The following is an 11,873-nucleotide window of genomic DNA, read 5'->3' on the forward strand; positions in this document are numbered from 1 at the left end:
AGAGTTTACAATTTTGTGTTGCCTTACTCTGGAATTATCGTCTTGGATGCTTCTCTTCCTTCCGGCTGCCGCATTGTCGTCCTGATTTCGGGACGCGGTTCCAACATGCAGACCATCGTCAACACGGTGCGCGAACTCTCCCTGCCGGCGCAGGTCTGCGCCGTCGTCGCCAACAAGGCCGATGCCGGCGGGCTGGAGTGGGCCGCCGGGCAGGGCATCCCGACCCAGGTCGTGGCGCATCGCGATTACGCCACGCGCGAAGACTTCGATACCGCGCTGGCCGCCGCCGTCGATGCCCACCAGCCGCACTACGTCTTGCTGGCCGGTTTCATGCGGGTGCTGACCCCGGCCTTCGTGGAGCGCTTCAATGGGCGCCTGATCAACATCCATCCGTCCCTGCTGCCGGCTTTTCCGGGATTGCACACGCATCAGCAGGCCCTGGCGACCGGCGTGCAATGGCATGGCTGCACCATCCATTTCGTTACCCCGGTGCTGGACCACGGTCCCATCGTCGCGCAGGGCATCGTCCCCGTGCTGGCCGACGACACGCCGGACGACCTGGCCGGCCGCGTCCTGAAGGTGGAACACCGCATGTACGCGGACGTGGTACGCTGGCTGGCCGAGGGGCGCGTATCGCTCGACGCCATGCAGCGCGTGCATGTGCGCGGCGTCGCCAGCCGCTCCTTCGTCCTGACGCAGCAAGGCGTCGCATCATCGGAAAGGTCGTCATGAACAACACCGACAAGCCGCGGCGCGCTTCCCGCGGCCGCGACACGCGCGAAGAGCGCGACCCCCGGCGGGAAAGCAGTACCGCCCGGCGCGCGGGCCGTCCCGCACGGCACGAAGGCGGCGCCTCCCGTCCGGAAGGCGCTGCGCCACGGCGAGAGGCCGGCGCTCCTCGGCGCGAGGGCGCTGCGCCCGCCGGTCGCCCCTACGTCATGGCGGCCGTGCGCATCGAACAGGTCCGCAGCGTGCTGGGCGAGATCCTGCAATGGGAATACCCGGCCGATGCCGCTTTGTCGCACTGGCTGCGCGCCCATCCCAAGCTGGGCATGCGCGATCGCGGCGAGGTGGCCGAAGCCGTCTTCGATGTGCTGCGCCATTTGCGCCGCTACCGGCAGTACGCCGAAAGCGGCAGCGGGCCCGCCGCCCGCCGCCTGGCCATCCTGGGCCTGGCATCGGTATTCGACAAATCGGTGCTGAACCAGGGCTTGTCGGAACAAGAGCAGCATTGGCTGGAGCACGTGCAGAAGATAGACGTGGCGGGCTTGTCCCGGGCAGTGCGCGACAGCCTTCCCGATTGGCTGGACGAGCGCCTCGCTGCGCTGGACAATCCCGATTCCCTGGTCCGGGCCCTGAACCAGACGGCGCCGCTGGACATACGGGTCAATCCCCTTAAGGCCGACCGCAAGGACATGCTCAAGCAATTGCGCGCCGGGCCCGCGCTGCGCTACGACCCGGAACCCACGCCGCATTCTCCTTGGGGCATACGCCTGCAAGGCCGGCCCCCGGTGAATCGCTGGCCCATGTTCGAGAAGGGCGAAATCGAAGTCCAGGACGAAGGCAGCCAGATCCTGGCGGCGCTGGTCGCGCCCAAGCGCGGCGAGATGATCATCGATTATTGCGCCGGCGCCGGCGGCAAGACGCTGCTGCTGGGGGCGCTGATGCGTTCCACGGGCCGCCTCTATGCCTTCGATGTGTCGGCGGCGCGCCTGGCGCGGGCCAAGCCGCGCTTTGCCCGCAGCGGCCTGTCCAACATCGTGCCCGTGGTCATCGACCCCGACAACGATCAGCGGGTCAAGCGCCTGCGCGGCAAGGCGCACAGGGTTCTGGTCGACGCGCCGTGCAGCGGGCTGGGCACACTGCGGCGCAATCCCGACCTTAAATGGCGCCAGCATCCGGAGTCCCTGCAGGCGCTCTTGGAAACCCAGGCGCGCATCCTGCGGCAGGCGGCGCGTTGCGTCGCCCCGGGCGGCAGGCTGGTCTATGCCACCTGCAGCGTGCTGCCGGAGGAAAACGAGCAGCAGGTTGAGGCTTTTTTAGCTGAACATCCCGACTTTACCCTCCTGGATGCCGGCAAAATCGCCGCAGATCGTTGCGAAAATCTGACACAGGAAAGCCTGTATCTGCGCATGCGCCCGGACGTACACGGCACCGACGGTTTTTTCGCCGCCGTGCTGGAGCGGGCGAAGCCCGCCAATGCCGAAAAAGGCCTCACGACGCCCCAGGACGCCGCGCAAACGCCCAGCGAAGGGGAGCTGTAGTTTTATCCAGGAAAACGCCCTGGCAGCCTCCCAGGGCGTTCTACGGCGTACTGGGCCGCATCCCGGCCTGGAAAGACGCAAGGAATGGCGCGCCGAGCCGCGCCATTCTTGATTTTCATCAAAACTAAATTGAAATTCTGCTGTCATAAGCCTGACAACTGGGCTACACTTTTCTTTGTCTTAACATGAGGCCTTTACAGGTTTATGGACCAAATTATTACTTTATTATCAGGCGGTTTGCTGCAACTTTCGTGGTGGCAGGTCGTGCTGGTTACCCTTGTGCTCACTCACATCACGATCGTGGCGGTTACGGTATTTTTGCACCGTAGCCAGGCTCATCGGGGGTTGGACCTGCATCCGGGCGTCATGCATTTCTTCCGTTTCTGGCTTTGGATGACCACCGGCATGGTCACCAAGGAATGGGTGGCCATACACCGCAAGCACCACGCCAAGTGCGAGAAAGAAGGCGACCCCCATTCACCGGTCGTATTCGGCCTGGGCAAGGTGTTCTTCCGCGGTGCCGAACTGTACCGCGAGGAAGCCACCAACCCCGAAACCCTCAAGCGCTTCGGCCACGGCACGCCCGATGACTGGATAGAACGCAAGCTTTACACCCGTCACAGCCTGATGGGCATCCTCATCATGCTGGGCATCGACCTGGCCCTGTTCGGCGTGCTGGGCCTGACCGTATGGGCCATACAGATGGCCTGGATACCCTTCTGGGCCGCCGGCGTCGTCAACGGCATCGGCCACGCCTGGGGCTATCGCAACTATGCCAGTCCCGATACCAGCACCAATGTGTCGCCCTGGGGCATCATCATCGGCGGCGAAGAACTGCACAACAACCACCACGCCTACGGCACCTCGGCCAAGTTCTCCACCAAATGGTACGAGTTCGACCTGGGCTGGTGCTATATAAGCGTCTTGCGATTCTTCGGCCTGGCCAAGGTCAAGAAGCTGGCGCCCAAGCTCAAGCTCGATCCGCCCAAGGCCCTGGCCGATGCCAGCACCTTGCAGGGCGTCATCACCCACCGCTACGAAATCCTGGCGCGCTACACCGACCTGGTCAAGAAAGCGGCCAGCGACGAACTCAGCAAGCTGAAGCCCGCGCGCAAGGAAGGCAGTCCCGATTGCAGCTGGACGCTGCTCAGCCGCTGCAAAGACTGGATCAGCAGCACCGACGACACCCTTGAACCGGCTCAACGCGCCGAACTGGACACCGTTCTGGCCCAGAATCAATCCCTGTCCACGCTGGTGCAGATGCGGCGCGAACTGGTCCGCCTTTGGGAAAGCTCCAGCGCCAGCAGCGAGCAGTTGCTGGCCGACTTGCAGGCATGGTGCCAGCGGGCCCAGCAAAGCGGCATAGAAAGCCTCGAGCAGTTCGCCTACCGGTTGCGCCGCTACGCGGCATGATAGACAGCCTCAATCCGCAACAACAAGCCGCTGTCACGCTACCTCCCTCCCACGCGCTGGTCCTGGCCGGCGCGGGCAGCGGAAAAACCCGAGTTCTGACGACACGCATGGCCTGGCTGATACAAACAGGCCAGGCCAGTCCTTTTGGGCTCATGGCGGTCACGTTCACCAACAAATCGGCGCGCGAGATGCTCACGCGCCTTTCGGCCTTGCTGCCCATCAATACGCGCGGGTTGTGGGTGGGCACCTTTCATGGCCTGTGCAACCGGCTGTTGCGCGCCCATCACCGCGACGCCGGCCTGATCCAGACTTTCCAGATACTGGACAGCGCCGATCAACTGGCGGCGATCAAGCGCCTGCTGAAGGGCGCCGGGATCGACGACGAGAAATTTCCGCCGCGCGACGTCCAGCGCTTCATCAACGGCGCCAAGGAAGAAGGGCAGCGGCCGGGCGACGTCGAGGTCTGGGATGCGCACCGCCGCCGGCTGGTCGAAATCTATCAGCTGTATCAGGATCAATGCCAGCGCGAGGGGGTGGTCGACTTTGCCGAATTGCTGTTGCGCGCCTATGAGCTGCTGCAGCGCAATGCGCCCATACGCGAACATTACCAGCGCCGCTTCCAGCACATCCTGGTCGACGAGTTCCAGGACACCAACACCCTGCAGTACCGCTGGCTGACCCTGCTGGCGGGCGGCGGCGCGTCGATTTTCGCGGTCGGCGACGACGACCAGTCCATCTACGCCTTCCGTGGCGCCAACGTGGGCAATATGTCGGATTTCGAGCGCGACTACGCCCGGGGCAATGTCATCCGCCTGGAACAGAACTACCGCTCTTACGGACACATACTGGATTCGGCCAACGCCCTGATCTCCCACAACACCGCCCGCCTGGGCAAGAACCTGTGGACCGAGCAAGGCGAGGGCGAGCCGGTCCGGGTGGTGGAGCAGCCATCCGACCTGCTGGAGGCCCAGTGGATCATCGACGAGACCAAGGCGCTGATCAACGACGGCCGCCTGCGCCGGGAAATCGCCATACTGTATCGCAGCAACGCCCAGTCGCGCATCATCGAACATGCCTTGTTTTCGGCCGGCATACCCTACAAGGTGTACGGCGGACTGCGTTTCTTCGAGCGCCAGGAAGTCAAGCATGCGCTGGCCTACCTGCGGCTGATGGACAACCCGCATGATGACACCTCATGGCTGCGAGTCGTGAACTTTCCCACGCGCGGCATCGGCGCCCGCACGCTCGAACAGCTGGCCGACACGGCCCGTCAGCAGGGCAGCAGCCTGTTCCGCGCCGTGCCCCTGATGTCGGGCAAAGGCGGCGGCAATCTGGCGCGCTTCGCCGAATTGATCCAGCAAATGGCCCACGAGGCGCAGATCCTTTCCCTACCCGAGCTGATCGACCACGTGGTGCATCACAGCGGCCTGCTGGCCCACTACCAGAACGACCGGGAAGGCGCCGACCGCCTGGAGAACCTGCAGGAACTGGTCAATGCGGCGGCCGCGTTCGTGGCCGAGGAAAACTTCGAAGGCCTGCCGGCCGGGCGAATTCCCGATGGCGCGCTTGCGGCGCAGACCCTGTCCGCCGAACCCGGCGAGGGCGCCGCGCCCATGTCGCCGCTGGCCGCGTTCCTGACCCATGCCTCGCTGGAAGCCGGGGACAACCAGGCACAGGCGGGGCAGGATGCCGTCCAGCTCATGACGGTGCACGCCGCCAAGGGCCTGGAGTTCGATTCGGTCTTCATCACCGGGGTCGAGGAAGGCCTGTTCCCGCATGAGAACAGCCTGCTCGAGGTGGCCGGCCTGGAAGAGGAGCGCCGGCTGATGTACGTGGCCATTACCCGCGCGCGCGAACGCCTGTACCTGACGCTGGCGCAAAGCCGCATGCTGCACGGCCAGACCCGCTATGCCATGCGCTCGCGCTTTCTGGATGAAATACCCGATGAGCACCTGAAGTGGCTGACGCCCAAGGAAGGGCGCGTTGCCGTACGTGAAAACACCTGGAGCGGCGCTTTCCGGCGCGGCGATGCCTACAACCGGCCCGACAGCGGCTCCGTTGCGCCCCGCGTGCCGCGCAGCCTGACGACGGGCGTGACGGTGGGTGAGAAGCAATTCCGCATCGGCACCGGCGTCAGGCACGCCAAGTTCGGCGAAGGTACGGTGATAGGGCTTAGCGGTGCCGGCCAGGATGCGCAGGCGCAGATCCAGTTCCGCGAGGTGGGCACGAAGACGCTGGCGCTAGGCGTGGCCAAACTGGATATCGTGGCCGGCTAGCGCATTTTCGGTTCAGGTGTTTACAGGCTTTATGGCCTGTGAGTGTGTGGCGTCAGCTTGTCAAACCGGCACAGCCGGTGGGCCGGGGCCGGGCTCCGCTCGCTGCGCCCCTTCGGGGTTCCCTTGCAGGCGCTTTGCGCCGGGGGCCGGGCGAGAACTCGCCGGCAATCAGCCGCCTGTAGGCTGATTGCCGGCTCAAACATGCGCGCCCTCTTACGCCCCCGGCGCAAAGCACCTGCGGCGGCTTGCTCAACCGTCGCCCGTCCCCCGCCCACCGGCTGCGCCTTGGCAGCATAGTTGACGATGGACCATCCGCCAAGCCCGAATGTTCCGGCCCGCGCGGCAGGCGCGCGAGGCCGGGACGGCGCAAGACCCCGTCCAGCAGCACAGGGCGCCGCATAAAAATGCCAAGCACAAAAGCTACCCCAGCGGCGTCTCAAACGAAAAACACCGCAGCGGGTCGGGTGGCGGGGGTCGGACGCGGCGACTTTCGGGGCCGAGCCAGCCGTCGGCGAACGTAGCCCGAAGGGGCGGAGGAGCCAGGCGTAGCGGTGTTCGGCGCGCAGGGCGCCGAACCGGCCACGAGGAGCAAGGCCGGCTCCCGCCACCCGGCACGCGTCAGAAGAATACGCTGCGTGCGTCCTGCCCCGCCACCCGGCACGCGTCAGAAAATACCTTGCACGAGCCCCGCGCCCCGCAGCCCGCAGTGGCATCGCCGGGTCGCGGGGCGACGCTGTTCAGGCGGTGTGCGTCCAGCGCTGGTAGGCTTTCTGCGCCAGTGCGTCCAGCATGAAACCCAGGGCCCCGATCAGGACGATGACCGCCATCAGTTCCGAATAGGCCAGCCGGTCCCGCGTGTCCAGAATGAAATATCCCAGGCCCGAACTGACACCCAGCATTTCGCAAGGCACCAGCACGATCCAGATGATGCCGATGGCCAGGCGGGCGCCCGTCAGGATGTGCCCCAGCACGCCCGGCACGATGATCTTGAACAGGATCTCCCGGCGCGTTGCGCTCAGGCTCTTGGCCAGCATCAGCCACTTCGGATTCAATTGGCGCACGCCGGCCGAGGTGTTCAGGATGATGGGCCAGACGGCGGCGAAGGTCAGCAGGAAATAAATGGGCGCATCGCCGATGCCGAACACCATGACGGCAATCGGCATCCAGGACAGCGGGGAGATCATGCGCAGGAACTGGAATGCGCTGCTGGCGCTGTTCTCCAGGGCGCGCGAGCTGCCTATGGCCAGACCGATGGGCACACCTATCAGCAAGGCCAGGCCCAGCCCGATCAGCACGCGTTTCATGCTGGTCAGCGTATGCAGCGTCAACTGGTTTTCGACCAGCAGCGCATACAGGCTTTGAAAGGTCTCCCGCGGGCTCAGAAGGTTGGCCAGCGCGATGTTCTGTTCCAGCATGCGCGTGCCCGCGCCCCACAGCAGCAGCAGGATGAACAGACCGCCCAGGCTCAGGGCGAGCCGCACGCCGGGATTGGGTCGTTTCAGTGCCTTGTTCATATGCCGTGCTTTCCGTTATGAATTAGAGGGTGATGCTTTCGCTACGGGTGTACGTATCGGGCAGGCCGAACACCGACATGCCGCCCAGGTCCTGTATGGCCTTCTTGGCGTAACGATCGTCCACCAGGTCCTTGGCCACGAAGGCCGGATCCAGCGATTGCAGGAATTCGTTGCGGCCCGACACCAGAGTGGTCTTGAGCTTGCGGACCAGTTCTTCCGTATAGCTGGGGAAGGGATAGGGCTGGAAGTCGATGCGCTTTTCCTTCCAGTCCTTGTTCACGATGGCGCCCGATGCTTCGTACAGCGCCGTGTCCAGCAGTTCAGGCACCAGCACCTGGGCCAGTGTCTCATAGGAATGCGGCGTATAGCGCTGCGGGTTGTCCTTGGCGAGGATGCGCGCCGTTTCCTGGCGGTTTTCCTGTATCCAGGCCTGGGCCTGGACGATGCCGTTGACCACCTTCTGCGTCCATTCCGGGCGCTGTTCCAGATCGTGTTCGTGCATCAGCACGACACAGCAGGCATGGTCCTTCCAGACGTCGCCGGTGAAGCGCAGGATCTTGCCCACCTTCAGCAATTCGGCCGAGGCGTTGAAGGGTTCGGCGACGGTATAGCCGGCGATCTGCTTGTTGGCCAGCGCCGGCAGCATGTCCGATGGCGCCATGACCACCAGTTTCACCTGTTTCGGGCCTGGCTCGCCTTCGCTGATGGACTCCAAACCCTTGCTTTTCAGCAGATGCTGAAGCACCACATTGTGCAGCGAATACCAGAAAGGAATGGCCACGGTCCGGCCGCCCAGGTCGGCGACGTCGTTGATGTCGTTCAGCACGGTCAGGCCGGAGCCCGACATGTGGTTCCAGGCCACGACCTTGGCGCGCGACTGGCTGCCGTAGCGCGCCCATACCGTCATGGGCGACAGCAGGTGCACCACGTTGACCTGGCCGCTCAGGAAGGCTTCGACGATTTGCGCCCAGCTGCGGAACAGGCGGGGCTTTTCCACTTCCAGGCCCTGGGCCTCGAAAAGCTTGTTGTGGTGCGCCACCAGCAGGGGCGTGGAATCCGTGACGGCCAGATAGCCTATCCGCACGGGGGCATTGGGCTCGGCCGCCATGGCTTTCTTGTGCATCTGCAGCAGGGGCAGGGCGCCCATGGCGGTGAACAGGGTCGACAGCTTCAGGAACTGGCGGCGTGCATCCAGGGTGGCTGCGATCTCTACGGGAGGCTTCATGGCGTTCAGGAGTCCAGGTGATTGGAAGGAGATGTGGCGCGCCGCGCGTCGCGCAGCGTCTGCATGATTTCAAGGCGGATGCGGGCCAGTTCAGGCACGGCTTCGTCGCGCGGATGCGGCAGGCCGATCTCCCACTGGCCGATGAGGCGTCCCGGGTACAGGCCCAGCAGCAGCACGCGGTCGGCCAGTATCAGGGCTTCGTCGATGTCGTGGGTGACCAGCACGGCCGCGGTCTGATGGCGGCTGGTGATGCCTTGCAGCAGAGTTTGCATTTCGCTGCGCGTGATCTCGTCCAGGGCGCTGAAGGGCTCGTCCAGCAGCAGGATTTCGGGCTGGCGCACCAGGCTACGGGCCAGGGCCGCACGCTGCGCCATGCCGCCGGAAAGCTCGCTGGGGTAGCGCTCTTTGGCGCGCAGCAGGTCGACTTCGGCAATCGCCTCCTGGACACGGGCCTTTTTCTCGGCCGGGCTGATCCGGGGCTGATGCTTGAAGTCCAGGCCGAAGCCCACGTTTTCCTCCAGGTTCAGCCAGGGCAGCAGGCTGGGATCCTGGAACACGAAGCCCAGCCGGGGGTGCGGACCCTGCAGGCGCTCGCCCTTGACGTGCACCGTACCCTGGTCGGGCGCCTGCAAGCCGGCGAGCACGCGCAACAGGGACGATTTTCCGACACCGCTGGGGCCCAGTATGGCGACGGTTTCACCGCTGGCCAGGTGCAGCGAAAAATCGCGCAGCACGGTATTGGCGGCCTCGTTCGGCCGGGGGTAGCCGAGATGGATGCCGTGGGCATCCAGAACGACTTGTTTGTCGGATGACGCGGTTCTCGTCATTCAGGGCTCTTAATCGGGTATGAGAAAAAAATCGGCCTTGCCGATGCCGCAATCGGGACACACCCAGTCGTCGGGTATGTCCTCGAAGGGCGTGCCGGGCGCGATTCCGTCTTCGGGAAGGCCGGCCGATTCGTCGTAGATCAGGCCGCAGGGCCCGCACATCCATTGCCTGGCCATCACGCGGCCTCGACCACGGCCTGCTTCTGTTCAAGGTCGTGGATTTCTTTGCGCAGGTGCTTCAGGGCGGGCGTCACGATGGCCACGAAGACGGCTTCGCGCAGCCGCCGCTGCGCGGAATGACGCATCAGGTAGCCCTTGGCGCCCGCATGCAGGACGGCAGAGTTCGCCGCCTTGAGCGTCAGTTCCGAGGTTTGGGCCCGCGCTTTCAGCACATCCAGCAGCGGCGCACGGCCTTCCTGGGCCAATTGCGCCAGGGCGGCCGTCCGCGTTTTCAGATCGGCCAGTTCCTGCGCCAGCTCGTCGCCCTGATCGTCCAGGAACACATTGACGTGGGCGTGGCTGACATTGGTTTCGCGTATGGTCTTCAGGCTGGCCTGGACGATGCCGAAGCCCATGCCGGTCTGTCCCAGCACGAAGCCGCCCTTGATGCGCTTCATGTAGGCGGGGAACTGATCGGGATGAGCCAGCACGGCGGAGGCCGGGATGTGCACGTCCTTGAATCGCAGGTTCAGCGTCTGGGTGCCTTCCAGGCCCGAGAACGCGGGGCAGGGATGCTGCTCCAGGCCGGGCAGCCCTCCGTGGGCGGCGAACATGATGTAGCCTTCGCCCTCGATCGAGGCGGCCACGATCACCAGGTGGTCCGCGCCCACATTGGATACCCAGGGCAGGGATCCGCTGACCACATACTCGTCGCCTTCGCGCCGAGCCGAGAGGTGGATTCTTTCGATGCCCGCCAGATGCTTGACCGCGTTGGACATGCCGGTGCCCGACAGGAGTTCTCCTTTGGTCACCGGCGCCAGGTAGCGTTCGCGCACCGCTACATTCGGCGAGTTCAGCAGATACCAGGCGCAGCTGGACTGGCACCACACCAGGAAGGCCGTCGAGCCGCATTCGTTGCCGACCAGCGTCGTGACCTCGATCTGGCTTGTCAGATCCAGGCCTTGCCCCCCGAATTCCCTGGGAATGGCGGCGCCGAAGCCGCCCAGGGCGCCCAGGCGGCGCATGTAGTCGCCGGGGTACTGCCCCTGCTGGTCTATGGCCTGGACAAGAGGAGCGAGCTCGGCCCGGGCCTGTGCGGCCACCGCGTCGAGCAGCGAAGAACGGGTGTCGGTCTGGCTCATTTCAGTCCGTCCCCCGGCTTAAGCGTATGCCTGGAGTTCGGGATTGATGGGCGTCCTGGCCAGGTTGTTGGCGTAGTTGCACAAAGTGGCCAGGCTGACGCCCAGCACCACTTCCAGCGCATTGGCCTGGGTGTAGCCGGCGGCCAGGAAATCACTGAGATCCTCGTCGGAAACCTGGCCTTTCAGGTCCAGCACCGCCAGCGTGAACTGTGCCAGGGTATTGAGCTTGGGATCGCTCAAGGCGTCGGTGTTGCGCAGCGCCTGGATGATGTCCTCGGGCATGGCCAGCTTCTTGCGGGCCAGGGCCGTATGGCCCGCCACACAGAAGCCGCAGCCATTGCGCGTGGCGGCGGTAATCTGCACGACCTCGCGCTCGGCGGCCGTCAGGCCGGTGCGCGCATTGATGGCGCCGACCACCTGATAGGTCTCCAGAGCGGTGGGGGCATTGGCCAGGACGCCGATCAGGTTGGGCAGGAAGCCGTTGTTCTTTTGCGCCGCGAGCACGCGGTCTTTGGCTTCTTCGGGGGCGGTGTCGGCGGTTTGTATGGCAAGACGGCTCATGGATAAGGCTTCGCAAGAAATTTATATTGTTTTTTATTCTATAGAGCCGGCTCTTAAGACTGAAATACTATAAAAATATATCCTTATTCGTTTTCCGGCATGTTGCCCGCCGCGCCGACCGCCAGACGGAGCTCCACGGTGTAGCATGGCGGTGCAATAGAAAGGCCGGTGTCCAACCCCAACAACAAGCGAGACAACATGGAAAGCAAAAGCGCCTACATCATCGGGCACATCACCGTCAAAGATGCGGAAAAATGGGCGGAGTATTGCCGCCGGGTCCCGGATACGGTCGCGCCTTGGGGCGCATCCTTGGTGTTCCGGGGCGGCAATGCCCAGGTGCTGGCCGGCGACCATGCCCATACCGATACCGTGGTGATACGCTTTCCGGATCGGGCGGCGGTGAACGCCTGGCACGATTCGGCGGCCTACCGCGCGCTGGTCCCGATACGCCAGCAGGCGGCCGATGTGGTGATCGTCAGCTACGAGGAATAG

At 64.4% G+C, this 11,873-nt stretch carries 11 protein-coding genes; 5 read left to right on the plus strand and 6 right to left on the minus strand.

The window, feature by feature from the left end:
- The first annotated feature begins 105 nt into the window (after nt 1–105).
- The 4 genes from purN (at nt 106) to OEG81_RS07735 (ending at nt 5,953) form a co-directional block, all read left to right on the plus strand.
- Nucleotides 106–732, plus strand: a complete 627-nt coding sequence (gene purN, locus OEG81_RS07720) for a phosphoribosylglycinamide formyltransferase (RefSeq protein WP_412034134.1) — start codon at nt 106–108, stop codon at nt 730–732.
- A gap of 239 nt (nt 733–971) precedes the next feature.
- Nucleotides 972–2,264 carry an RsmB/NOP family class I SAM-dependent RNA methyltransferase gene (locus tag OEG81_RS07725; RefSeq protein ID WP_264132524.1) on the plus strand — a complete coding sequence of 431 codons (1,293 nt, stop codon included), beginning with the start codon at nt 972–974 and terminating at the stop codon, nt 2,262–2,264.
- Between the two features lie 204 nt (nt 2,265–2,468).
- Nucleotides 2,469–3,677 (plus strand): fatty acid desaturase, encoded by a 1,209-nt coding sequence (locus tag OEG81_RS07730; protein ID WP_264132138.1) that lies wholly within the window; start codon nt 2,469–2,471, stop codon nt 3,675–3,677.
- The gene (locus OEG81_RS07735; protein ID WP_264132139.1) at nt 3,674–5,953 is read left to right on the plus strand and encodes a UvrD-helicase domain-containing protein; all 2,280 of its coding nucleotides are present in this window, start codon (nt 3,674–3,676) and stop codon (nt 5,951–5,953) included. Before OEG81_RS07730 ends, OEG81_RS07735 begins: the two co-directional genes overlap by 4 nt.
- Before the next feature lie 737 nt (nt 5,954–6,690).
- On the opposite strand, the gene OEG81_RS07740 is transcribed toward OEG81_RS07735, so the two are convergent.
- Genes OEG81_RS07740 through OEG81_RS07765 form a run of 6 tightly spaced genes read right to left on the minus strand, consistent with a single transcriptional unit; the run spans nt 6,691 to nt 11,381 of the window.
- On the minus strand, nt 6,691–7,467 hold the full coding sequence (locus OEG81_RS07740; RefSeq protein ID WP_264132140.1) for an ABC transporter permease: 777 nt from the start codon (nt 7,465–7,467) through the stop codon (nt 6,691–6,693).
- A gap of 22 nt (nt 7,468–7,489) precedes the next feature.
- On the minus strand, nt 7,490–8,692 hold the full coding sequence (locus OEG81_RS07745; RefSeq protein ID WP_264132141.1) for an ABC transporter substrate-binding protein: 1,203 nt from the start codon (nt 8,690–8,692) through the stop codon (nt 7,490–7,492).
- Nucleotides 8,693–8,697: 5 nt separating this feature from the next.
- A complete protein-coding gene (locus OEG81_RS07750) occupies nt 8,698–9,519 on the minus strand; it encodes an ABC transporter ATP-binding protein (RefSeq protein ID WP_264132142.1) in 822 nt (273 codons plus the stop codon).
- A 9-nt stretch (nt 9,520–9,528) separates the two neighbouring features.
- A complete protein-coding gene (locus tag OEG81_RS07755) occupies nt 9,529–9,696 on the minus strand; it encodes a rubredoxin (protein WP_264132143.1) in 168 nt (55 codons plus the stop codon).
- On the minus strand, nt 9,696–10,820 hold the full coding sequence (locus OEG81_RS07760; protein WP_264132144.1) for an acyl-CoA dehydrogenase family protein: 1,125 nt from the start codon (nt 10,818–10,820) through the stop codon (nt 9,696–9,698). Before OEG81_RS07760 ends, OEG81_RS07755 begins: the two co-directional genes overlap by 1 nt.
- Nucleotides 10,821–10,838: 18 nt before the next feature.
- On the minus strand, nt 10,839–11,381 hold the full coding sequence (locus OEG81_RS07765; protein WP_264132145.1) for a carboxymuconolactone decarboxylase family protein: 543 nt from the start codon (nt 11,379–11,381) through the stop codon (nt 10,839–10,841).
- A 198-nt stretch (nt 11,382–11,579) separates the two neighbouring features.
- Between OEG81_RS07765 and OEG81_RS07770 the strand changes: the two genes are divergently transcribed.
- The gene (locus tag OEG81_RS07770; protein ID WP_264132146.1) at nt 11,580–11,873 is read left to right on the plus strand and encodes a DUF1330 domain-containing protein; all 294 of its coding nucleotides are present in this window, start codon (nt 11,580–11,582) and stop codon (nt 11,871–11,873) included.

Origin of the sequence: Pollutimonas sp. M17, from assembly GCF_025836975.1 — a bacterium.
Taxonomy (GTDB): Bacteria; Pseudomonadota; Gammaproteobacteria; order Burkholderiales; family Burkholderiaceae_B.

What these genes read in the sequence shown, in the direction of transcription:
- OEG81_RS07730 (WP_264132138.1), top strand. Translation starts at nt 2,469, where the DNA reads ATGGACCAAATTATTACTTTATTATCAGGCGGTTTGCTGCAACTTTCG.
- OEG81_RS07770 (WP_264132146.1), top strand. Translation starts at nt 11,580, where the DNA reads ATGGAAAGCAAAAGCGCCTACATCATCGGGCACATCACCGTCAAAGAT.
- purN (WP_412034134.1), top strand. Translation starts at nt 106, where the DNA reads ATGCAGACCATCGTCAACACGGTGCGCGAACTCTCCCTGCCGGCGCAG.
- OEG81_RS07760 (WP_264132144.1), bottom strand. Translation starts at nt 10,820, where the DNA reads ATGAGCCAGACCGACACCCGTTCTTCGCTGCTCGACGCGGTGGCCGCA.
- OEG81_RS07740 (WP_264132140.1), bottom strand. Translation starts at nt 7,467, where the DNA reads ATGAACAAGGCACTGAAACGACCCAATCCCGGCGTGCGGCTCGCCCTG.
- OEG81_RS07765 (WP_264132145.1), bottom strand. Translation starts at nt 11,381, where the DNA reads ATGAGCCGTCTTGCCATACAAACCGCCGACACCGCCCCCGAAGAAGCC.
- OEG81_RS07750 (WP_264132142.1), bottom strand. Translation starts at nt 9,519, where the DNA reads ATGACGAGAACCGCGTCATCCGACAAACAAGTCGTTCTGGATGCCCAC.
- OEG81_RS07755 (WP_264132143.1), bottom strand. Translation starts at nt 9,696, where the DNA reads ATGGCCAGGCAATGGATGTGCGGGCCCTGCGGCCTGATCTACGACGAA.
- OEG81_RS07735 (WP_264132139.1), top strand. Translation starts at nt 3,674, where the DNA reads ATGATAGACAGCCTCAATCCGCAACAACAAGCCGCTGTCACGCTACCT.
- OEG81_RS07745 (WP_264132141.1), bottom strand. Translation starts at nt 8,692, where the DNA reads ATGAAGCCTCCCGTAGAGATCGCAGCCACCCTGGATGCACGCCGCCAG.